The 21,606-nt window shown below is 37.9% G+C and carries 23 protein-coding genes and 1 tRNA gene; 22 read left to right on the forward strand and 2 right to left on the reverse strand.

Features of this window, described 5'->3' with window-relative positions; genetic code table 11:
• Window positions 1-29 precede the first annotated feature (29 nt).
• From O3650_RS06430 to O3650_RS06525, 20 genes are all read left to right on the forward strand, one after another.
• A complete protein-coding gene (locus tag O3650_RS06430; protein ID WP_371491813.1) occupies window positions 30-1,607 on the forward strand; it encodes a hypothetical protein in 1,578 nt (525 codons plus the stop codon).
• A gap of 199 nt (window positions 1,608-1,806) precedes the next feature.
• Window positions 1,807-2,394: a DNA-directed RNA polymerase subunit delta gene (gene rpoE, locus O3650_RS06435; protein WP_031227756.1), complete on the forward strand. Its 588-nt coding sequence runs from the start codon at window positions 1,807-1,809 to the stop codon at window positions 2,392-2,394.
• A gap of 236 nt (window positions 2,395-2,630) precedes the next feature.
• Window positions 2,631-4,238 (forward strand): CTP synthase, encoded by a 1,608-nt coding sequence (locus O3650_RS06440; RefSeq protein ID WP_371491814.1) that lies wholly within the window; start codon window positions 2,631-2,633, stop codon window positions 4,236-4,238.
• Between the two features lie 119 nt (window positions 4,239-4,357).
• Window positions 4,358-5,431 carry an N-acetylmuramoyl-L-alanine amidase family protein gene (locus O3650_RS06445; protein ID WP_219967176.1) on the forward strand — a complete coding sequence of 358 codons (1,074 nt, stop codon included), beginning with the start codon at window positions 4,358-4,360 and terminating at the stop codon, window positions 5,429-5,431.
• 204 nt (window positions 5,432-5,635) lie between these two features.
• Window positions 5,636-5,935, forward strand: a complete 300-nt coding sequence (locus O3650_RS06450) for a DUF4651 domain-containing protein (protein WP_001013974.1) — start codon at window positions 5,636-5,638, stop codon at window positions 5,933-5,935.
• Entirely contained in the window at window positions 5,932-6,249 is a 318-nt protein-coding gene (locus O3650_RS06455) for a thioredoxin family protein (protein ID WP_000615776.1), read from the forward strand. Before O3650_RS06450 ends, O3650_RS06455 begins: the two co-directional genes overlap by 4 nt.
• Before the next feature lie 14 nt (window positions 6,250-6,263).
• Window positions 6,264-6,890: a YtpR family tRNA-binding protein gene (gene ytpR / locus O3650_RS06460; RefSeq protein ID WP_219967175.1), complete on the forward strand. Its 627-nt coding sequence runs from the start codon at window positions 6,264-6,266 to the stop codon at window positions 6,888-6,890.
• Window positions 6,891-6,931: 41 nt separating this feature from the next.
• Window positions 6,932-7,693: an SDR family NAD(P)-dependent oxidoreductase gene (locus O3650_RS06465; RefSeq protein ID WP_261068498.1), complete on the forward strand. Its 762-nt coding sequence runs from the start codon at window positions 6,932-6,934 to the stop codon at window positions 7,691-7,693.
• A gap of 76 nt (window positions 7,694-7,769) precedes the next feature.
• Window positions 7,770-8,165, forward strand: coding sequence for a single-stranded DNA-binding protein (locus tag O3650_RS06470; protein WP_000282442.1), 396 nt, complete (start codon window positions 7,770-7,772; stop codon window positions 8,163-8,165).
• A gap of 87 nt (window positions 8,166-8,252) precedes the next feature.
• A complete protein-coding gene (locus tag O3650_RS06475; RefSeq protein ID WP_371491815.1) occupies window positions 8,253-9,218 on the forward strand; it encodes a substrate-binding domain-containing protein in 966 nt (321 codons plus the stop codon).
• On the forward strand, window positions 9,218-10,555 hold the full coding sequence (locus O3650_RS06480; protein ID WP_020903142.1) for a sensor histidine kinase: 1,338 nt from the start codon (window positions 9,218-9,220) through the stop codon (window positions 10,553-10,555). Before O3650_RS06475 ends, O3650_RS06480 begins: the two co-directional genes overlap by 1 nt.
• Window positions 10,530-11,213, forward strand: a complete 684-nt coding sequence (locus O3650_RS06485; RefSeq protein ID WP_020903143.1) for a response regulator transcription factor — start codon at window positions 10,530-10,532, stop codon at window positions 11,211-11,213. The genes O3650_RS06480 and O3650_RS06485 overlap by 26 nt, the downstream gene beginning before the upstream one ends.
• Window positions 11,210-12,502, forward strand: coding sequence for an ABC transporter substrate-binding protein (locus O3650_RS06490; protein ID WP_173234931.1), 1,293 nt, complete (start codon window positions 11,210-11,212; stop codon window positions 12,500-12,502). Before O3650_RS06485 ends, O3650_RS06490 begins: the two co-directional genes overlap by 4 nt.
• 160 nt (window positions 12,503-12,662) lie before the next feature.
• A complete protein-coding gene (locus tag O3650_RS06495) occupies window positions 12,663-13,100 on the forward strand; it encodes a PTS sugar transporter subunit IIA (RefSeq protein ID WP_020903145.1) in 438 nt (145 codons plus the stop codon).
• 26 nt (window positions 13,101-13,126) lie between these two features.
• Window positions 13,127-13,621, forward strand: coding sequence for a PTS sugar transporter subunit IIB (locus O3650_RS06500; RefSeq protein ID WP_020903146.1), 495 nt, complete (start codon window positions 13,127-13,129; stop codon window positions 13,619-13,621).
• 23 nt (window positions 13,622-13,644) lie between these two features.
• On the forward strand, window positions 13,645-14,487 hold the full coding sequence (locus tag O3650_RS06505) for a PTS sugar transporter subunit IIC (RefSeq protein WP_078238001.1): 843 nt from the start codon (window positions 13,645-13,647) through the stop codon (window positions 14,485-14,487).
• Window positions 14,468-15,322 (forward strand): PTS system mannose/fructose/sorbose family transporter subunit IID, encoded by an 855-nt coding sequence (locus O3650_RS06510; protein ID WP_033683132.1) that lies wholly within the window; start codon window positions 14,468-14,470, stop codon window positions 15,320-15,322. Before O3650_RS06505 ends, O3650_RS06510 begins: the two co-directional genes overlap by 20 nt.
• Window positions 15,323-15,621: 299 nt before the next feature.
• Window positions 15,622-15,906 carry a co-chaperone GroES gene (groES, locus tag O3650_RS06515; protein ID WP_000917330.1) on the forward strand — a complete coding sequence of 95 codons (285 nt, stop codon included), beginning with the start codon at window positions 15,622-15,624 and terminating at the stop codon, window positions 15,904-15,906.
• Between the two features lie 15 nt (window positions 15,907-15,921).
• The gene (gene groL, locus O3650_RS06520) at window positions 15,922-17,544 is read left to right on the forward strand and encodes a chaperonin GroEL (RefSeq protein WP_000031580.1); all 1,623 of its coding nucleotides are present in this window, start codon (window positions 15,922-15,924) and stop codon (window positions 17,542-17,544) included.
• Between the two features lie 137 nt (window positions 17,545-17,681).
• Entirely contained in the window at window positions 17,682-18,449 is a 768-nt protein-coding gene (locus O3650_RS06525) for an epoxyqueuosine reductase QueH (protein ID WP_265479477.1), read from the forward strand.
• Window positions 18,450-18,518: 69 nt separating this feature from the next.
• On the opposite strand, the gene O3650_RS06530 is transcribed toward O3650_RS06525, so the two are convergent.
• Window positions 18,519-19,052, reverse strand: coding sequence for a DUF402 domain-containing protein (locus O3650_RS06530; RefSeq protein ID WP_000775316.1), 534 nt, complete (start codon window positions 19,050-19,052; stop codon window positions 18,519-18,521).
• 88 nt (window positions 19,053-19,140) lie between these two features.
• Window positions 19,141-19,917, reverse strand: a complete 777-nt coding sequence (gene recX / locus O3650_RS06535) for a recombination regulator RecX (protein WP_265479476.1) — start codon at window positions 19,915-19,917, stop codon at window positions 19,141-19,143.
• 37 nt (window positions 19,918-19,954) lie between these two features.
• Here recX and rlmD point away from each other — a divergent pair, with 37 nt between their 5' ends.
• Entirely contained in the window at window positions 19,955-21,310 is a 1,356-nt protein-coding gene (gene rlmD, locus O3650_RS06540; RefSeq protein ID WP_371491816.1) for a 23S rRNA (uracil(1939)-C(5))-methyltransferase RlmD, read from the forward strand.
• A gap of 61 nt (window positions 21,311-21,371) precedes the next feature.
• Window positions 21,372-21,443, forward strand: a tRNA-Glu gene (locus tag O3650_RS06545).
• Window positions 21,444-21,606: the final 163 nt, after the last annotated feature.

A 21,606-nucleotide genomic window follows, 5' to 3' on the forward strand; every position in this document is an offset into this window, starting at 1 on the left:
ATATACTGAAGATAGAAAAGAGGGCGCTTATGTGGGAACATCTAAAGTCTGAACAAAAAGACAAATACAAAACCTTAATTACCAACTTCGCTAGCTTGAGCCAAGCTTTCTCTCAAAAGGCAGAATCTGAAGATGAGGGACAAACAGAGAATTATGTTGCTCCGATTGTCAACTCCAAATTTCAGGAGACTGTTTTTCAAAAAGCCTTTAATGCCGTTGGGGAAGATATCGCCAATACCTCCTATGATGCCTCTGTCGTTGTGGATGAAAATCATAAATACCTAGTGGGTATTAAGTCTTTTGGAATTAATTCGGGAGACCAAAAAATCGCTCAGTTTAAGAAAGATTCTCAATCTTGGACGGAATTGTTGGGTGATATCAAGTTTCATGCAGATATTTCAGCAGATAAAGAAACAGCAGACAAGAAAAACTATCAACGCTATGAAGAGTTGGCCCGAAAAATTGCGACTTTGAGAAATCAGAGAATCGAATCTTCTAAGGCACAAATCAAGGGATTTAGTTCGGACTCGGTCAATGTTGAAGCTGTTTATCACGTTCTAATGCCAACACCAAAGGGAGAAAATCCTAAAATTTTTGTCGGTGAAACATCTTATTTGCCAGTTGATATTGATAATCTGGTCATTGAAGGATCAACTACCAAAAACAATCCAACCAATTTTCGATTTACGGATGGGCAACACCACTACAAGTACACGGCAGCTGATAGCCAGCTCCACATGACTTTTAATAATAAAGACATTGTGGTAGATACTTGGGATGTCCATTATATTGAAGATCCTTTTTCTCTCTTTGAAAACCTTCATTTACTGACAGCTGAAAAGGATAAAACCGATGTCTTAGAAACAGTGTCTTGGGTTATTACAGATAAACATGGAAATGTGGAAGAAAACTCTGGTTTCAATGCTTTTAATGGTGGTCCAAAACTAGCTAAGAAAGATCGTCTGCCACGGATTCTAAAGATTCAGGAAAAATTCAAAGAAAGTCTGGCTCCAGAAGAACTAGCCTTTGTGACTTTTTCTTTAGAAGAAATTCTCTTGAAAAAGTGGACTAGCAAGGAAGAAAAAGCTCAGATGAAGGCGATTCGTGAGGATTTGATAAACTTTGTCCAAGAGACTGGCAATGAAAAACTCATAAAAGAAATTAAACAGCTCGTCTATCGTCCAGTTAGTGAAGTTTACATTCCGCTACCTGACTCTAAGAGCTTCCATGACGAAAGGCCCGACTTCTTTGGTCCTGGATTTGGAACTTTTGAACCTGGCACTAAAAAACTAGCTCTATCTAAAGAAGAAAGAACTTTTAAACTACGCTTTTTATCTTCTGGTGATGTTATTAATGCCTATATAAATCAAGAAGCTGGGAAGGCAATTCAGTCAACTGATAAGCAAGAAATCCTTGGGAATTGGATTTTACGTGGTGTTTTCCAGTTGAAAGAACGTGAAGTCTTGACAGGCCAACGACTCAATGAACTGGAAATCAACGGCATTCGTTTAGCCAAGTTTAAAAATGGCGAAATTGGAATTGAATTTATCTGGATTGATACTGAAAATCCACCAAGCGATGCCATCGGCTGGGTAGCAAAGAAATAAAAGTTCGTTTTAGACTAATTTCCACTTCGGTTAGGCAAGTGGAAGTTACTGTGAGAAGTTACCCAGTTCAAATCAACTAACTTTCTCCCATTTAACCTTTGACTATTCCGTAAAATTATCGTAAAATAAAGAGTAAATGATAAAATGAGGTCAGAGTCTGTTTACTCTGGCGATAGTAGTATAAATGAGGAGAAACGCTTTGGAATTAGAAGTATTTGCTGGGCAAGAAAAAAGTGAACTATCTATGATTGAGGTAGCGCGTGCTATCTTGGAACTTCGTGGTCGCGACCATGAGATGCATTTTAGCGATCTTGTAAACGAAATTCAAAACTACCTTGGAACATCAAACAGCGATATCCGTGAAGCCTTGCCTTTGTTCTACACAGAGTTGAACTTTGACGGTAGCTTCATCTCACTTGGAGACAACAAATGGGGGCTTCGTTCATGGTATGGTGTAGACGAAATCGACGAAGAAATCATCGCTCTTGAAGAAAATGACGACGATGAAGTAGCACCAAAAGCTAAGAAAAAACGTGTCAATGCCTTCATGGATGGTGATTCAGATGCTATTGACTATAATGCGGATGATCCAGAAGACGAAGATGCATACGAAGCAGATCCAGCTCTTTCATACGATGATGAAAATCCAGATGATGAGAAAAACGAAGTGGAAGCTTACGATGCAGAAATCAACGAGATTGCTCCTGATGACTTGGGTGAAGACGTGGATCTCAACGAAGAAGACGACGAGTTTTCAGACGATGATTCTGAAAACATCGAGGAATAAAAGTTAGCTATTGACAATTATCCTATTTTTAGGTATTATATTGTTCGGGCACCTCTTTTAGAGGTCGGGGCTCCCTAGTTCTTAGGGAGCTATTTTTGTTTTTTCAAGAAGTTATCTTCTTGTATTTTGGTTGTGAATCTGGTGCAGTCGTTCCAGATTATTCTTATTAGTAGGGTCTTGTTTTCTATGTCCCCTCGTAGTTGACAAGACCTTGAGCATTTTAGAAAGAGGAATCTATGTCTACGAAATATATTTTTGTAACTGGTGGTGTGGTATCGTCTATTGGGAAAGGGATTGTCGCAGCAAGTCTGGGTCGTCTCTTGAAAAATCGTGGTCTCAAAGTAACCATTCAAAAATTTGACCCTTATATCAATATTGATCCAGGAACTATGAGTCCTTACCAGCACGGGGAAGTTTTTGTGACAGATGACGGAGCTGAAACAGATTTGGACTTGGGTCACTATGAACGTTTCATCGATATCAATCTTAACAAATATTCCAACGTGACAACTGGTAAAATTTACAGTGAAGTTCTTCGTAAGGAACGCCGTGGAGAATACCTTGGGGCAACTGTTCAGGTTATCCCTCATATCACAGATGCTTTAAAAGAAAAAATCAAGCGTGCCGCTCTAACGACCGACTCTGATGTCATTATTACAGAGGTTGGTGGAACAGTAGGAGATATCGAGTCCTTGCCATTCCTAGAGGCCCTTCGTCAGATGAAGGCAGATGTGGGGGCGGATAATGTCATGTACATCCACACAACCTTGCTTCCATACCTCAAGGCTGCTGGTGAAATGAAGACCAAACCAACCCAACACTCTGTAAAAGAATTGCGTGGATTGGGAATCCAACCAAATATGTTGGTTATTCGTACAGAAGAGCCAGCTGGTCAAGGAATTAAAAACAAACTAGCCCAGTTTTGTGACGTAGCTCCAGAGGCTGTTATCGAGTCTTTAGATGTCGAACACCTTTACCAAATTCCATTGAACTTGCAGGCACAAGGTATGGACCAAATTGTCTGTGATCATTTGAAATTAGATGCACCTGTAGCGGATATGACAGAGTGGTCAGCTATGGTGGACAAGGTCATGAACCTTAAGAAACAAGTTAAAATTTCCCTTGTCGGTAAGTATGTTGAGTTGCAAGATGCCTACATTTCTGTGGTTGAAGCCTTGAAACACTCTGGTTATGCCAACGACGCAGAAGTGAAAATCAATTGGATCAATGCCAATGATGTGACAGCAGAGAATGTGGCAGAGCTCTTGTCTGATGCGGACGGAATCATCGTACCAGGTGGTTTTGGCCAACGTGGTACTGAAGGGAAAATCCAAGCCATCCGCTATGCGCGTGAAAAGGATGTTCCAATGTTAGGTGTCTGCTTGGGAATGCAGTTAACTTGTATCGAATTTGCTCGTCACGTTTTAGGACTTGAAGGTGCCAATTCTGCAGAGCTTGCACCAGAAACAAAATATCCTATCATTGATATCATGCGTGATCAGATTGATGTTGAGGATATGGGGGGAACTCTTCGCTTGGGACTTTATCCGTCTAAGTTGAAACGTGGCTCTAAGGCAGCAGCTGCTTATCACAATCAAGAAGTGGTGCAACGCCGCCACCGTCACCGTTATGAGTTTAACAATGCCTTCCGTGAGCAGTTTGAGGAAGCAGGCTTTGTCTTTTCAGGAGTTTCTCCAGACAATCGTTTGGTAGAAATTGTGGAAATTCCTGAAAATAAATTCTTTGTAGCGTGTCAGTATCACCCTGAACTGTCAAGCCGTCCAAATCGTCCAGAAGAACTCTACACTGCCTTTGTCACTGCAGCAGTTGAGAACAGCAATTAGCCAAATCAGAACCTTTGAGAAGAATCTCAGAGGTTTTTTACTTGCATATTTAGGATATGATTTGCAAAATAAAAATATAGTGATATAATTAACATAAAAAATCCTAAGGAGGATCTACGATGAAAAAAATCACACTATTTGGTTTGTCTCTAGCTGGTCTAGCTTTACTGGCTTTTCCACATTCAGGGCAGGCATTTGAGCTTAAAGAAGAATGGGTTGTTAAGTGTGGAGTACAGTATCAAGATGGCAAGATTCTTCGGTTTAACAATGGTCATGAAGTGGATATCAAAGTCTTGGATTTGCCAAAAACCGAGAAAATCGAGTGGACAGTTAGTCTCGATGGTCAAGATCAGACAGTCAATTTTCTAGGTCAAGAAAAGGACAAGTCTATGATGGGTATAGAAGGGCGTTACCTGAATTTCTATGTTCCATATGGCTATAGAGGAGATATCAAGGTCGAGGCTAAGAGCGGAAACGAAGTAAAGACCTGGTCAACGAAAGTTGTGGATGATATTCATAATGATAGTGGAAAGAGAGGCTACTACCGTATTAAAGAATCAAATGATCAATACACCTACCTTGATACAAAATGGGACTATCAAACCAAGACTTACACTGCTACCTTACCAGAGACTGTCAATGGTCAAAAAGTCTTTGCTTGGGCAGACTATGGCAATGGCGAGTTGAAACTTGAAAAACTAAAATCTATCAGTCATAAATATGATGGAGGATCTTTCAAAGAACTTTATCCGATTGTAAAAGCAGAAAGCTGGCTAAAATCAAACCAAAACTGGTACTATCAAAAACAAGGTCAATTAGTGCAGAAGGATTGGGTTTATGACAAGGGAACTTGGTACTTTATGAATGATAAAGGAGTCATGTTCAATCAAACTTGGCTTTATCAAGGTAGCAACTGGTATGCCTTTAAATCATCAGGAGCCATGATTGCTAGTGATTGGCTTTACGACCAAGGCAAGTGGTACTATTTATCAACTTCAGGAGCTATGAAAGCAAGCACTTGGGTTTATGACAAGGGAGACTGGTATTATGTAAGTTCTTCTGGTGCCATGCTAGCGAATGATTGGGTCAAAGATAATGGCAAGTGGTATTATCTAGCTTCATCAGGTAAGATGCTTCGTAATACTTACACACCTGATGGTTACTACGTTGGCAACTCAGGCGCCTGGCAATAAGAATCATACTCTTCGAAAATCTCTTCAAACCACGTCAGCTTCATCCACAACCTCAAAACGCTGTTTTGAGCAACCTGCGGCTAGCTTCCTAGTTTACTCTTTGATTTTCATTGAGTATAAGAAGTCCTTTTCCTTAAAGGAAGAGGCTTTTTACTTGCTTTTCTGCTGCTTCCTCATTTGTCCTAAAGCCTTTTTTGTGTTAAAATGAATGGTATGAAAGCTAAAAAAATGTGGATGGCAGGCTTGGCTTTGCTTGGTATTGGAAGTCTTGCCCTTGCTACGAAAAAAGTTGCAGATGACCGTAAGCTCATGAAGACTCAGGAAGAGTTGACAGAGATTGTGCGAGACCATTTTTCAGATATGGGGGAAATTGCGACTCTCTATGTTCAAGTCTATGAAAGCAGTCTAGAGAGCTTGGTTGGTGGCGTCATTTTTGAGGATGGCCGTCATTATACCTTTGTCTATGAAAATGAAGACCTAGTCTATGAGGAGGAAGTCTTATGATACAACCAGCAAGTTTAGAAGAATTGGCATCTTTAGTAGAAAAAGATGGCAAGAAAGTCTTCCTTTTTGTGGCAGACTGGTGTGGCGATTGTCGTTATATCTATCCTGCCTTGCCAGAAATTGAGGAGACCAATCCTGAGTTCACCTTTATTCGAGTGGACCGAGACCAGTATATAGATTTAGCCAAACTCTGGGATGTTTATGGAATCCCTAGCCTTGTTGTTCTAGAAAAAGACAAGGAAATTGGTCGTTTTGTTAATCGCGATCGTAAAAGCAAGCAACAAATTAATGACTTTTTAGCAGGACTGAAATAGGAGAAAAGGAAACAATGATTTTTACATATAATAAAGAACATGTCGGTGATGTCCTTATGGTCATCGTGAAAAACAGCGGAGATGCCAAACTAGATGTGGAACGCAAAGGCAAGGTAGCTCGTGTTTTCCTCAAAGATAATGGGGAAACAGTGGCGTGGAATATTTTTGAAGTTTCAAGTTTGTTTGAAATTGCAGAGCGAGGTCAAGTCTTTTTATCAGATGAGCAAGTCGCTCGTTTGAACCAAGAATTACAAACGGAAGGTTTTAAAGAAGAAATTATCAATGATAAAGAGCCTAAGTTTGTTGTTGGTGAAATCGTTGAGATGGTAGCCCATCCTGATAGTGACCACCTCAACATCTGCCAAGTTGCAGTCGCAAGTGATAAGACAGTGCAAATCGTTGCAGGAGCACCCAATGCGCGTGTGGGGTTGAAAACCATTGTCGCTCTTCCTGGAGCTATGATGCCAAAAGGCAATCTCATTTTCCCAGGCGAACTTCGTGGTGAAAAGAGTTTTGGCATGATGTGCAGTCCTCGTGAATTGCATCTGCCAAATGCTCCGCAAAAACGTGGTATTATTGAATTATCAGAAGACCAAGTTGTTGGAACTCCATTTGATCCAGCTAAACACTGGACTGCCTAAGAAATTGTCAGTATCTGATAGACCAGATAGAAGGAAATAAGATGGCAAAAAATGTTGTGATTACAGGAGCGACATCAGGTATTGGTGAAGCAATTGCGCGTGCTTATCTGGAGCAGGGTGAAAATGTCGTTCTAACAGGACGACGGATAGACAGACTTGAAGCCTTAAAAATTGAGTTTGCAGGAGCATTCCCAAATCAAACTGTCTGGACTTTTCCGCTAGATGTCACGGATATGAACATGGTAAAGGATGTCTGCTCTGATATTATAGAAACGATAGGTCAGATTGATATTCTGGTCAACAATGCCGGACTGGCTCTAGGTTTAGCACCTTATCAGGACTATGAAGAGTTGGATATGCTGACCATGCTGGATACCAATGTCAAAGGTTTGATGGCAGTCACTCGCTGTTTCTTGCCAGCAATGGTAAAAGCCAATCAAGGACATATCATCAACATGGGGTCAACCGCAGGAATCTATGCCTATGCGGGTGCAGCTGTTTACTCAGCTACCAAGGCAGCAGTTAAGACCTTTTCAGATGGACTGCGAATTGATACCATTGCAACGGATATCAAGGTGACGACTATTCAACCGGGAATCGTTGAAACAGATTTTTCTACAGTACGTTTTCATGGTGACAAAGAGCGGGCTGCGACGGTTTATCAGGGAATCGAAGCCTTGCAAGCTCAGGATATTGCAGACACAGTAGTCTATGTGACCAGTCAACCTCGTCGTGTGCAGATTACAGATATGACCATTATGGCCAATCAACAAGCGACAGGATTCATGGTTCATAAAAACTAAAAAATTTCCTCGAAAAGTTACAAATTTCTGTAACTTTTTTTGATTTCCTACGAATAGATAAGTAGGAGGAAAAAATATGTATAATAAAGTTATCTTGATTGGGCGTTTGACGTCTACACCGGAATTGCACAAAACCAACAATGACAAGTCAGTAGCGCGAGCAACTATCGCTGTCAACCGTCGTTACAAAGACCAAAACGGTGAACGTGAAGCTGATTTTGTCAATATGGTCCTATGGGGCAGACTAGCAGAAACTTTGGCAAGCTACGCAACCAAAGGTAGTCTCATTTCCGTTGATGGGGAATTGCGTACCCGTCGTTTTGAGAAAAATGGTCAAATGAATTATGTGACCGAAGTACTTGTTACAGGATTCCAACTTCTGGAAAGTCGTGCCCAACGTGCTATGCGAGAAAATAACGCTGGGCAGGATTTGGCAGATTTGGTCCTGGAAGAGGAAGAATTACCATTTTAAACATTGAAAAGTCTGAGTTGCTCTTAGGCTTTTTTATAATGTCTAAATGTGTTACAATGAACTAGTTGAAACTTTTTGGAGGTTGGAATGAGTAGAGAATATACAAGAACAATCGTCAAAATTATATTTTGTACAGTAGTCGTATTTGTTTTTGCGATTTATACTCATGTGAGTCAGACAGATCCTATTCCGGGACAAATAAAAGTTGGAGCGACTTATATGACGATGAATAGTGAATTTTATAGACATTTACATAATGAGATTCAACGCTATTCTGATTCAGAAGGTCAGATATTGTATACTCGGGATGCAGAGATGAGTGAAGAAAAACAGAGTAAACAAATTGATGAGTTTATAGAGAAGCGAGTGAATGTTATTGTTATTAATCCGGTTAAGAGTGATAGCGAGCAAATTGTAGAAGCGTTAAGTAGGGCAAAGAATTTTGGAATTAGAGTTATAGCAGTAGATAGTCAGTTGAATAATATAAAAGTTGATACGAGCATAGTTTCTGATAATTACCATGCTGGGATATTAATTGCCAAGGATTTGATGAAACGTACCTCAAATGCTCATATTCTTTTGTTAACGCACAAAGATGCTCTATCAGCTAATCAGAGAATAACTGGTTTTTTGGATACAATAAAATCAGAAGAACATTATCAAATTATCTCAGAAAGAGAAACGGTTGGTCAAACAGAGTATGCTATGATTACTGTAGGTGATGCGTTATCTGAAGGTTTACAATTTGATGCTATAGTGGCTTTAAATGATAGAGCAGCTATAGGAGCTTTAGCAGCAATTAAAGAATTGAAAGTAACTTCAAAAAAACTTATTTACGGAATAGATGGTTCACCAGATATGAAGCATTTATTAGCTACAACAGATGAAGTTACGGGAACGGTTGCTCAATTTCCATCTCATATGGGTAGAAAAGTATCGGAAACAATAGATTTATTAGTAAAAAAAGAAGAAGTTGAAGAATTATATACTATACCTGTACAATTTGTTGATAAAAATAATATAATTCAGTTTGATATTAATGGGTGGCAGTAATGAAACAGGTAAAAGGTGTCCAGTATTCTATAATTTTACTTTTATTAATTAATTTTCTAACCATTATATACAATGGAGCTTTGTATATACAGATTACAAACTATGTAATTTCAAAGGGACAGATGATACTCTTATTGGGAGAATTAAATAATATTTCAAAATCACCTGACCAGATTTTTTGGTATTCAATTATTTTTTTCGTCGGTATTATTTTTATATCTACCTATAAAATGTACTCAACTGAGAAAAAATGGCCAATTTTTTCAAAATGGAATTTGTTTGAAATAGTATTAATGATTGGTGTTATATGGTCACAAAATCTGTCATACAATGGAATAATATTATTAGTTTTTGCTGATATATTCTATAGTTCAAGAGAGTTTCAAGACTCTGATAGTAAACGTTCTTGGATTATTTTTATTTTCTTGAGTTTTTTAATGTTACTTTTAACAGACTATGAAATCTTGTCACTATTTATAAAAGTTCCATCTCTTTCTACCTATATCCAATTTTACCCATCGTCCATACGAGGTGTAGTGTTATTTTTAGAAAATGCATTGACGTCATTAAACGTTATTATTTTCATCATCTCTTTATTGTCTTATATCCTATACGTGATTAAAGAGCACCATAATATTGAGGAAGAGCTTAAAATGTTATCTAGAGTCAACACTGAATTGAATCATTACATATCGTTATCAGAGAAAATCGCTGAAGATCGAGAAAGGAAAAGAATTGCTCGGGAAATTCATGATACTCTAGGTCATGCGTTGACAGGAATTTCAGCAGGGATTGATGCTGTTTCTGTACTAATTGATGTTCATCCTATCCGTGCTAAAGAACAGTTGAAAAATGTTTCAAATGCAGTTAGAGAGGGGATCAAAGATGTTAGGGGATCATTACATAGACTAAGACCAGGAGCTTTGCAAAATAATGGTTTAAAAGATGCTCTAATATTAATGATTAGTGAGTATGAGTCTCTATCAAAACTCTCTGTCGATCTAAAATATGAATGGGGGAATATTGATTTAGATGTTATGCAGGAAGATACTATTTTTAGGATTATACAAGAATCTATGACAAATTCTGTTCGTCACGGACATGCTAGTAAAATGAGCATTCGCTTTATGAGTGAGGATAACAACATAATAGTTTTGCACGATAATGGAATAGGTTTTGACGACTTACAAATTGGGTATGGCTTGAAACAAATGAGAGAGCGAGTTTCTATTTTAGGTGGTTCTATTCATTTTGAAAATAGGGAAGGATTTTACACTAAAATAGTTTTTCCAAAAATAGGAGGTGAAGTATATGATAAAGGTAATGATTGCAGATGATCAGGCGTTAATTAGAGAGTCTTTGCAGATCATTTTATCAGTATATGCTGATATTGATGTTGTATCCGTCGTTGGTGATGGTATCGAAGCTATGGATAACATTATGACTGTAAAACCGGATATAATTTTAATGGACATTAGAATGCCCAGAATGGATGGAGTATTGGCTACAAAAGAAATCAAAAAACTTTTTCCAAATATAAAAATTATAATCTTAACAACATTTGATGACGACGAATTCATTTTTAGTGCTTTAAAATATGGTGCATCTGGCTATTTATTAAAAGGAGTTTCAACCGACGAGTTATATCAAGCCATTCAGACAGTGTATAAAGGTGGAGCTATGATTAATCCTAATATAGCTAGTAAGGTATTTCAATTGTTCTCGCAGATGGCACAGACCAATTTTTCTATTACTGTGAAGGAAGAGAATATTGAAAATATATCACTGACAGAATGGAAAATTATTCAGCAAGTGGCATTTGGAGAATCAAATAAGGAAATTGCCAGTAATCTTTTTTTATCCGAGGGAACAGTGCGCAATTACCTTTCTATCATTCTTTCAAAACTAAATTTGAGAGATAGGACACAGTTAGCCATATGGGCTGTACAAACAGGTGTGACACAAAAGAATTTTTCAAAGGAAATGGATAAATGAAATTAAAGCAATTGTTTCTAGCGATACTGTTTGTGCTAAGTTGCTTGAGTTTATTTCTTATTTGGGAAAACAAGCAGATAAAGATTATTAGGCTGGGTTTTTATTCTGATTCTAGTTGGGGAATTCCTACAGGGAATAACAGCTATGTACTAGATGAGGCTATTAAGAAATTTGAAGAGCTTCATCCAGGGGTTAAAATTGTATATGATTCAGGTATTCCTAAGGAGGAGTATTCTAATTGGATTTCAAGTCAAATTTTAAAAGGTTCTGAACCGGATGTATTTCTATTATCAAGCGACCAATTATCTTTATTTGCATCAAAAGGTATTTTAAAAAAACTAAATTCCTATCTGTCTCAAGAAGATGCCTCTAATTTCTATGATGTATCTTTGCAGGCAGCAAAATACGGAGATGATTTATACGGTCTTCCATATGAAAGCAATCCCATGTTGATGTGTGTAAATCAAGATTTACTTTTAAGAGAGGGCATTGAAATTCCTGAAGTAGGGTGGACGCAGAAAGATCTCTATGAGATTAGTAAAAAAGTTACAAAAGATACCGATGGAGATGGAATCGTTGATCAATTTGGGATAACAGGATATAGTTGGAAAGAATCTCTAGCGGCCTTTGGTGTTACTATTTCTGAGAGTGGTATTCCTCGTATAGATTCGTCAGAAATGAAGGATGCTTTATCCTATATAAGGGGATTGAATCAATTAAACGGACGTTACAAAGTAACCTATAAAGATTTTGATGAAGGGCATGTGGCCTTTTATCCAATGAGTTTGGCACAATATCGAACATATAAACCTTTTCCTTATCATGTGGCCAAATATACAAATTTTAACTGGACATGTATTTCATTGCCAACTACTAAGGAAGACATTCGTTCTACTGTAACAGATACTTCCTTATACGTGGTTTCTTCGCGTTCTCGCAATTCAAACCTTGCCGTATCGTTTATAGAATTTTTAACAATTAATCGTGAAATTCAACAAAATTTATTTAATAAGGGTCAAGGAAGCTCAGTATTACCAGAGGTAGTAACTAGTTTGAAGAGTGAAGAGTTGATGAAGAAAGGAATGATTGGTCAGAATGCCTTAACGACTACTTCACTGGATTATATAATGAAAAATTCAATTACAACTATTTCAAAAGGAATAGATTCAAAATCATTGGTTGGAATAGAAGAAAGATTAGAAGCATTATCTATGGATGAAAATAACACGGATATTGAAGGTAGTCTTATTAAGTTACAAAAAGAACTAGATATAGGAACCCTTAAATAGATATCAAGATTATTATTTCTTAAATAATACGAACATGGCAGATGTCTTTATTGACATTTGTCATTTTTTTATTGACATTTATCAATAAACTTTTGTGACATTTAACAATTATAAAGTGAAGATAAGGATGATAGAATAAAATCAATAAAAGGAGGGAAATATGAAGTATTTGATATTAGTCAGTCATGGAGGGCTCGCAGAGGGATTGAAATCATCTCTTTCTATGTTTGCTTCGGATAAGGTAGATGATGTCATAGCGATTGGCTTAAAAGATGGAGAAAGTCTTGCAGGTTTTTCTGTAGAGGTCAAGAATGTTATTGCATCTCTGGATGAAAATGATTCGGTTCTTGTTTTAGCAGATATTGTTGGGGGAAGTCCTTTAACAACTGTTGCAACAGTATTAGAAGAATTTGGAAAATTAGAGAATGCAACTATTTTGGGAGGTATGAACTTAACAATGGCACTTACAGCAGTGGTGATGAAAGACATTCTGACTGGAAGTGAACTTGTTTCTACGATATTAAACGAATCATCATCGGCTCTACAAGAATTTGAAGTCGGATCAGATGATAATCTTAATGAAGAAGACGATATTTAGTTATATAAGGAAAGGGATAAAAAATTATGGTAGTAACATTTGTACGAATTGACGATAGAATGATTCATGGACAAACAGTCACTAGATGGGCAAAAGAACATCCATGTGATGGATTAATTGCAGTAAATGACGCTGCTGCATCTAATAAGGTTTTAATTCAGGCATATAAAGGTGCGTCAGATAAAAAAACATTTGTTTGGACAAAGGAAGCGTTTAAAGAAAAATCATCTAAAGTAACAGAATCGGATAGTAGATATTTTTTGATTACTAAAAATCCAATTGATATGAAAGAAATTTTAGTAGACCAGGGCTTTATTCCAGGAGATGTTAAAGAAATTATTGTAGGACCTGCTAACGATAGACCAGGTGCTATCAAGTTGGGAAATAATCAATCAATTACTCAAGAGGAAGCAGTTGCACTAGAAGCAATTGAAAAAGCAGGATATAAAGTTAGATTCCAATTATTACCAGATGTATCTATTGGCTATTGGAGTGATTTTAAATCAAAATTTGGATTTTAATAATGAAATAAGGAGACAAAATGATGGAAATTTCTTGGATTCAAGCAGCTCTTTTAGGATTGTTTGCAAGTTTAGCATCGATGCCAGGTATGGGGGGATCCAGTATTGGTAACTATACTTTGGGGCGTCCATTAGTTGGTGGTTTAATTGTAGGTTTAATATTAGGAGATATAACAACAGGGGTAATCGTTGGTGTGGCTTTACAGGTATTATATATTGCCTTAGTGACACCTGGTGGAACTGTATCGGCCGATGTACGGGCAATTTCTTATATCGGAATTCCGTTATCTATCCTATTTGTTCATGCAAATAATATTTCAGGTGAAGTGGCGATTGCAGCAGCAGCAGCGCCAATTGGAGCCGCGGTTGGAACAATTGGAACTGTTTTATTCTATGGTACAGCTACTATGAACTTGCTTTGGCAACACATTGGATGGAAAGCTGTAGAGAAAGGTGATTTTAAGAAGTTATATGCTGTTGATTGGGTATATCCTTGGATTTCACATTTTATCTTTTCTTTCTTACCAACAATGATTATTACAAAATTTGGACCAGATATGGTTGATCTTATGAAAGTATATCTTCCGATGGATGGTTTTGTAATGAAGTCTCTATTTACTGTAGGAGCACTCCTTCCATGTGTGGGTATTGCAATACTTTTGAAACAAATTGTTACAAAAACAACAGACTTTATTCCTTTCTTTGTCGGGTTCACGTTAGCAAAATCTTTAGGATTGAACTTAGTAGCAAGTGGTGTTGTGTCATTAATTTTTGCAGTAATTTATTATGAATTAGAAGTTATTAAATCTGCCCGTACGACAGCAGTTGTCAGTGATATGGGATTTGATGAAGAGGAGGATATTTAGAATGAGTCGAAAAAAAATATCAAGAAAAACATTGACAAAATCATTTCACCACTGGTTCTATGGACATCTGACATGTTTTTCTCAAGAACATATGCAAACTTTTGGATATTTAACTTCTATGCTTCCAATTGTAGAAGAAATGTATGATACTAAGGAAGAACAAAAAGAAGCTATGCAAACATACACAGCATTCTTTAATACTGAGCCGCAGTTGGGTTCTCTAGTAGTTGGGATAACAGCTGGTTTGGAAGAAGCGCGTGCAAATGGAGATGCCGTAGATAGTGAGACCATCAATGGAATGCGAGCCGGTCTAATGGGGCCTATTGCAGGTATTGGAGATTCACTTATTGTAGGAACATTAATTCCTGTTCTTTTGGGGATAGCTCTAGGTCTTTCTAAAGGAGGAAATATTTCTGGTGCAATATTCTATATTATTGCATGGAATCTATTAGTCTATCTTGGAATGCGTTTTGCTTATTTTAAAGGATATGAACTTGGAGATAAAGCAGTAGAATTTTTAGTAGGTCCTAAAGGTCAGGCGCTAAGAAAATCAATTAGTGTTGTTGGTGGTATGGTCATAGGAGCTGTTGCAGCAACTTGGGTATCTGTCACTACGGCGCTAGAGCTGAAAAATGGAGATGGAGAAACATTTTTAAACTTACAAGAAAAGATTGATGGTGTTTATCCAGGTCTTTTAACAGCAGGTTTTATTGTTCTATGTTGGTGGCTGATGGCTAAAAAGAAAGTTTCTCCAAATTGGGTGATGCTATTATTGGTAGTTATTGCACTTGTAGGAGTAGCCTTAGGATTTTTCAATCCAGGATTGAAATATTAATAGTATGTAAAAAAGCAACGGTTTATAATCGTTGTTTTTTATATATGCGTAATATAAGGATTTAGAGTTTCGGTATTTTTTATAAAAGAATTAACGAAAATACTAATTCCATAAATCATGTTCGTTAAAATTCTACATTATTAAAATGCAAAATTAGGATAAAGAAATTTATCTATTCATCCTCAGAAAGTCAGACTTTTTCCTTGACTATTTCTGACCAAGTGATACAATAGAACTATGGATTAGCACTCGGGTGTAAAGAGTGCTAATAGTATCTATCTTATCATGGAGGAAAGCAGATGTTGAAACCATTAGGAGACCGTGTGGTCTTGAAAATCGAAGAAAAAGAACAAACTGTTGGAGGTTTTGTCCTCGCAGGCTCAGCCCAAGAAAAAACAAAAACAGCCCAAGTTGTAGCTACTGGACAAGGTGTTCGTACCTTGAACGGTGATTTGGTTGCCCCAAGCGTTAAGACTGGCGACCGTGTCTTAGTTGAAGCCCATGCAGGTCTTGATGTCAAAGATGGCGATGAAAAGTACATCATCGTTGGCGAAGCTAATATCTTGGCTATCATTGAAGAATAGAAGGAGAAAGTAAGTATGTCAAAAGAAATTAAATTTTCATCTGATGCTCGTTCAGCTATGGTCCGTGGTGTCGATATCCTTGCAGACACTGTTAAAGTAACCTTGGGACCAAAAGGTCGGAATGTCGTTCTTGAAAAATCATTCGGTTCACCTTTGATTACCAATGACGGTGTGACCATTGCCAAAGAAATCGAGTTGGAAGACCATTTCGAAAATATGGGTGCCAAATTGGTATCAGAAGTAGCTTCAAAAACAAATGATATCGCAGGTGACGGGACTACAACTGCAACTGTTTTGACTCAAGCGATCGTCCGCGAAGGAATCAAAAACGTCACAGCAGGCGCAAATCCAATCGGCATTCGTCGTGGGATTGAAACAGCAGTTGCCGCAGCAGTTGAAGCCTTGAAAAACAATGCCATCCCTGTTGCTAATAAAGAAGCTATCGCTCAAGTTGCAGCTGTATCTTCTCGTTCTGAAAAAGTCGGTGAATACATTTCTGAAGCCATGGAGAAAGTTGGCAAAGATGGTGTCATCACTATCGAAGAGTCACGCGGTATGGAAACAGAACTTGAAGTTGTGGAAGGAATGCAGTTTGACCGTGGTTACCTTTCACAGTATATGGTGACAGATAGCGAAAAAATGGTAGCTGATCTTGAAAATCCATACATTTTGATTACTGACAAGAAGATTTCAAATATCCAAGAAATCTTGCCACTCCTAGAAAGCATTCTCCAAAGCAATCGTCCACTCTTGATTATTGCGGATGATGTAGATGGTGAAGCTCTTCCAACCCTTGTATTGAACAAGATTCGTGGAACCTTCAATGTGGTAGCAGTCAAGGCACCTGGTTTTGGTGACCGTCGCAAAGCCATGCTTGAAGATATCGCCATCTTAACAGGCGGAACAGTTATCACAGAAGATCTTGGTCTTGAGTTGAAAGATGCGACAATTGAAGCTCTTGGTCAAGCAGCGAGAGTAACTGTGGACAAAGATAGCACTGTTATCGTAGAAGGTGCTGGAAATCCTGAAGCGATTTCTCACCGTGTTGCAGTTATCAAGTCTCAAATCGAAACCACAACTTCTGAATTTGACCGTGAAAAATTGCAAGAACGCTTGGCGAAATTGTCAGGTGGTGTAGCAGTCATCAAGGTCGGAGCTGCAACTGAAACTGAGTTGAAAGAAATGAAACTCCGCATTGAAGATGCCCTCAACGCTACTCGTGCAGCTGTTGAAGAAGGTATCGTTGCAGGTGGTGGAACAGCCCTTGTCAATGTTATTCCAGCCGTGGCTGATTTGGAATTGACAGGAGACGAAGCAACGGGCCGCAATATTGTTCTCCGTGCTTTGGAAGAACCTGTTCGTCAAATCGCCCACAATGCAGGATTTGAAGGCTCTATCGTTATCGATCGTTTGAAAAATGCTGAAGTTGGTACAGGCTTCAACGCAGCAACTGGCGAATGGGTTAACATGATTGATCAAGGGATTATCGACCCAGTTAAAGTGAGTCGTTCAGCTCTACAAAATGCAGCATCTGTAGCCAGCTTGATTTTGACTACGGAAGCAGTCGTAGCCAATAAACCAGAACCAGCAGCTCCGGCTCCAGCAATGGATCCAAGCATGATGGGCGGCATGATGTAAGCTTTCTATAGAAAACAACTTATAAAAAACACAAAAGGAGGGAATGCCTATTCCTCCTTTTTATGCTATTCACTTCTAAATTGATTTGAGCTCTCTTAACTTATATGATAAAATAAGACTAGAAAAAGGAGAAGAACATGATCGATGTAGAAGAAATTCTGAGCAAGATGAACCCCAATCAGAAGATTAATTATGACCGTGTCATGCAGAAGATGGTACAAGTATGGGAGAAAAATGAGCAACGGCCAACCATTCTCATGCATGTTTGCTGTGCCCCTTGCAGTACCTATACCCTAGAATATTTGACTAAGTATGCAGACGTGACCATCTATTTTGCCAATTCTAATATCCATCCCAAGGCAGAATACCATAAGCGTGCCTATGTGACTAAAAAGTTTGTCAGTGATTTCAATGAGCGAACTGGCAATAACGTTCAATACCTAGAAGCTCCTTATGAACCTAACGAATATCGTAAACTGGTTCGAGGTTTGGAAGAAGAACCTGAAGGTGGTGATCGTTGTAAGGTTTGCTTTGACTACCGCCTGGATAAAACAGCGCAAGTGGCTATGGATTTAGGTTTTGACTACTTTGGTTCGGCTTTAACCATCAGTCCTCATAAGAATTCTCAAACCATTAACAGCATCGGAATCGATGTGCAAAAAATTTACACAACCCACTATCTTCCAAGTGATTTCAAGAAAAATCAAGGCTACAAACGTTCAGTAGAGATGTGTGAAGAGTATGATATCTATCGTCAATGTTATTGTGGATGCATCTATGCAGCACAAGCCCAGAATATTGACCTGGTTCAAGTTAAGAAGGACGCCACAGCGTTCTTGCTGGATAAGGATGTTGAAAAAGACTATTCCCATATCAAATTTACTGTTACTAAATTAGATATATAAGAATAAGCCCAGCTGTCAAGCTGGGTTTTTAAAATAAAAAACCGGGGCCTTAACCCCAGTTTGACAACTTTACCGATTCTTTAGTTCTACATAGCGCTTGTACCAAATGTTGACATAGGCTTCTGAGAAAGGACCACGTCCATTGTTAATCCAATCAACAAGAATTTTGACATGTTCTTTTAAAATATAGTCCAAGTCATCAGAATAATTCATTTTGCGTTTGTGACGCTCATACTCCTCAACGTCCAAGAGACGTTTTTCCCCATCTGTAAAAATTTTAACATCCAAATCGTAATCAATATACTTCAGTGCTTCTTCATCCAGATAGTAGGGGCTAGCCATATTGCAATAGTAGGAAATTCCGTTATCACGAATCATGGCAATGATATTAAACCAATATTTCTTGTGAAAGTAAACAATAGCCGGTTCTCGAGTGACCCAACGACGACCATCACTTTCGGTAACCAGTGTATGATCGTTGACACCAATAATGGCGTTTTCTGTTGTTTTTAGTACCATGGTGTCCCGCCAAGTTCGGTGGAGACTCCCATCATGCTTATAACTTTGAATTGTAATAAAGTCGCCTTCTTTTGGAAGCTTCATAACTAACCAACTTTCTACAATTTATAAGTTTATCGTTTACTATTGTACCATAAAATTACCTAAAATCTGTGAATTTTACATGAAAATATTAAAGATATTCTCTGAGAGCGCTTGCTATATCCGAAAAATCGTAGCCTTTTCGTGCTAAAACTTGGGTTAAACGCTGTTTAAGTTCGTATCCTTCATATTTTCGGGCATACTTAGCATATTGCTTATCAAGTTCCCTGAAGATGAGTTCCTGAGTCGTTTCTTGGTCGACTTGACTATCCAAGTCGTCAAAGGCACTTTTAGCATCAGAGTAAGAGAAGCCCTTGTTGGTCAAGTTTTGGAGAATCTTATCTTGCAAGGCACGAGCTGGAAGTTTTCCCTCATATTTTTTCAATAGTTTATTAGCTACACGTTGAGCAACTTCCGAAAAATCAAATTCTTTCAGAATCTCTTCTATAGTAGATTTTGAAATTCCTTTTTGTTCTAGTTTCTGACTCAGTACATAAGGCCCCTTGTCTCCTGAAAGTTGATTGGCATTGATAATAGCATAAGCGTACTGGCTATCATTAATCCAATTATCTTCTTTAAGATTAGCAATGACTTGAGAAACGATGTTTTTATTGATATCGTATTTTTTTAGATATTCTCTGACTTCTTTTTCAGTGCGCGCTTTAAAGGATAGGTGGTAGAGGGCAAGATTCTTACCATAAGAAAATTGAGCAAAGTTCTGAATCTCTTTTAATTCTTCTTGGCTTATCACCTTATCTCTCGATAACATAAAACGAACAATTGTATCTTCAGTAATATAGCTTTTGTCGCCATTATCAAGCTCCATCAGATAGAGTCTTTTTTTCTTTTCAAGTTTTGTGATTTTCATAGTTCTATTATAACTCAAAATGTGATAAGATAGGGGTATGAATCTGAAAGTGAAACAAAAAATACCATTAAAAATCAAGCGCATGGGAATTAATGGTGAGGGAATCGGCTTTTATCAAAAAACATTAGTCTTTGTGCCTGGTGCTCTCAAAGGAGAAGATATCTATTGTCAGATTACTTCTATTAAACGCAACTTTGTTGAGGCAAAATTACTGAAGGTCAACAAGAAGTCTAAATTCCGTGTTGTGCCAGCATGTACTATTTACAATGAGTGCGGAGGCTGCCAAATCATGCACCTGCATTATGATAAGCAGCTAGAGTTCAAGACAGATTTACTTCATCAAGCGCTGAAAAAATTTGCTCCTGCAGGATATGAAAACTATGAAATCCGTCCAACTATTGGTATGCAGGAACCAAAGTACTACCGTGCTAAGTTACAATTTCAGACTCGAAAATTTAAAAATCAGGTCAAGGTGGGCTTATATGCACAAAACTCTCATTATTTGGTAGAGTTGAAAGACTGCCTAGTACAAGATAAGGAAACCCAAGTGATTGCTAATCGCCTAGCAGAATTGCTTACTTATCACCAGATTCCAATCACCGATGAGAGAAAAGTTCTAGGTGTTAGAACTATAATGGTTCGACGAGCAAGAAAGACTGGACAGGTTCAGATTATTATTGTTACAAATCGTCAGCTTAATTTAACCCAACTAGTAAAAGACTTAGTTAAAGATTTCCCAGAAGTTGTGACAGTAGCTGTTAATACAAATACAGCTAAAACCAGTGAGATTTATGGTGAAAAGACAGAGATTATCTGGGGACAAGAGAGTATTCAAGAAGGTGTACTCGATTATGAATTTTCATTATCTCCTCGAGCTTTCTATCAACTAAATCCTGAACAAACAGAAGTTCTTTATAACGAGGCGGTAAAAGCCTTGGATGTAAATAAAGAAGACCATTTGATTGATGCTTATTGTGGAGTTGGAACGATTGGATTTGCCTTCGCAAAGAAAGTTAAAACACTAAGAGGTATGGATATTATTCCAGAAGCCATTGAAGATGCCAAGCGAAATGCTAAAAGAATGGGATTTGATAATACTCATTATGAAGCTGGAACGGCAGAAGAGATTATTCCTCGTTGGTACAAGGAAGGCTACCGAGCAGATGCTCTGATTGTGGACCCACCACGTACAGGTCTGGATGATAAGTTATTAGATACTATTCTTACTTATGTACCAGAAAAAATGGTCTATATTTCTTGCAATGTTTCGACCTTGGCTCGTGATTTGGTGCGTTTAGTAGAAGTCTATGATCTTCATTATATCCAGTCGGTCGATATGTTCCCACATACAGCTCGAACTGAAGCTGTTGTAAAATTAATAAAAAAAGTTTAAAAAAGTAGTTGACAAAAAACAAAAAGTCGGTATAATAGTAAGAGTTGAAAATAACAACTCTGGTCCGTTGGTCAAGGGGTTAAGACACCGCCTTTTCACGGCGGTAACACGGGTTCGAATCCCGTACGGACTATGGTATGTTGCGGATGTAACACTTGATGAAAAAAGTTTTAAAAAAGTTTCAAAAAAGTGTTGACAAGCGAAAGCGACTGTGATATACTAATATAGTTGTCGCTTGAGAGAAGTGAGTGACAAAGACCTTTGAAAACTGAACAAGACGAACCAATGTGCAGGGC

It is taken from the genome of Streptococcus sp. 20925_1_24, assembly GCF_041432335.1.
GTDB lineage: Bacteria > Bacillota > Bacilli > Lactobacillales > Streptococcaceae > Streptococcus > Streptococcus mitis_BM.

Excerpts from the sequence above, each read along its gene's own strand:
- O3650_RS06525 (WP_265479477.1), top strand. The coding sequence starts at position 17,682 with ATGATCGATGTAGAAGAAATTCTGAGCAAGATGAACCCCAATCAGAAG.
- ytpR (WP_219967175.1), top strand. The coding sequence starts at position 6,264 with ATGATTTTTACATATAATAAAGAACATGTCGGTGATGTCCTTATGGTC.
- O3650_RS06505 (WP_078238001.1), top strand. The coding sequence starts at position 13,645 with ATGGAAATTTCTTGGATTCAAGCAGCTCTTTTAGGATTGTTTGCAAGT.
- recX (WP_265479476.1), bottom strand. The coding sequence starts at position 19,917 with ATGAAAATCACAAAACTTGAAAAGAAAAAAAGACTCTATCTGATGGAG.
- O3650_RS06530 (WP_000775316.1), bottom strand. The coding sequence starts at position 19,052 with ATGAAGCTTCCAAAAGAAGGCGACTTTATTACAATTCAAAGTTATAAG.
- O3650_RS06485 (WP_020903143.1), top strand. The coding sequence starts at position 10,530 with ATGATAAAGGTAATGATTGCAGATGATCAGGCGTTAATTAGAGAGTCT.
- O3650_RS06440 (WP_371491814.1), top strand. The coding sequence starts at position 2,631 with ATGTCTACGAAATATATTTTTGTAACTGGTGGTGTGGTATCGTCTATT.
- O3650_RS06465 (WP_261068498.1), top strand. The coding sequence starts at position 6,932 with ATGGCAAAAAATGTTGTGATTACAGGAGCGACATCAGGTATTGGTGAA.
- rlmD (WP_371491816.1), top strand. The coding sequence starts at position 19,955 with ATGAATCTGAAAGTGAAACAAAAAATACCATTAAAAATCAAGCGCATG.
- O3650_RS06430 (WP_371491813.1), top strand. The coding sequence starts at position 30 with ATGTGGGAACATCTAAAGTCTGAACAAAAAGACAAATACAAAACCTTA.
- O3650_RS06480 (WP_020903142.1), top strand. The coding sequence starts at position 9,218 with ATGAAACAGGTAAAAGGTGTCCAGTATTCTATAATTTTACTTTTATTA.
- groL (WP_000031580.1), top strand. The coding sequence starts at position 15,922 with ATGTCAAAAGAAATTAAATTTTCATCTGATGCTCGTTCAGCTATGGTC.
- O3650_RS06500 (WP_020903146.1), top strand. The coding sequence starts at position 13,127 with ATGGTAGTAACATTTGTACGAATTGACGATAGAATGATTCATGGACAA.
- O3650_RS06450 (WP_001013974.1), top strand. The coding sequence starts at position 5,636 with ATGAATGGTATGAAAGCTAAAAAAATGTGGATGGCAGGCTTGGCTTTG.
- O3650_RS06455 (WP_000615776.1), top strand. The coding sequence starts at position 5,932 with ATGATACAACCAGCAAGTTTAGAAGAATTGGCATCTTTAGTAGAAAAA.
- O3650_RS06475 (WP_371491815.1), top strand. The coding sequence starts at position 8,253 with ATGAGTAGAGAATATACAAGAACAATCGTCAAAATTATATTTTGTACA.
- O3650_RS06495 (WP_020903145.1), top strand. The coding sequence starts at position 12,663 with ATGAAGTATTTGATATTAGTCAGTCATGGAGGGCTCGCAGAGGGATTG.
- O3650_RS06445 (WP_219967176.1), top strand. The coding sequence starts at position 4,358 with ATGAAAAAAATCACACTATTTGGTTTGTCTCTAGCTGGTCTAGCTTTA.
- groES (WP_000917330.1), top strand. The coding sequence starts at position 15,622 with ATGTTGAAACCATTAGGAGACCGTGTGGTCTTGAAAATCGAAGAAAAA.
- O3650_RS06510 (WP_033683132.1), top strand. The coding sequence starts at position 14,468 with ATGAAGAGGAGGATATTTAGAATGAGTCGAAAAAAAATATCAAGAAAA.
- O3650_RS06490 (WP_173234931.1), top strand. The coding sequence starts at position 11,210 with ATGAAATTAAAGCAATTGTTTCTAGCGATACTGTTTGTGCTAAGTTGC.
- O3650_RS06470 (WP_000282442.1), top strand. The coding sequence starts at position 7,770 with ATGTATAATAAAGTTATCTTGATTGGGCGTTTGACGTCTACACCGGAA.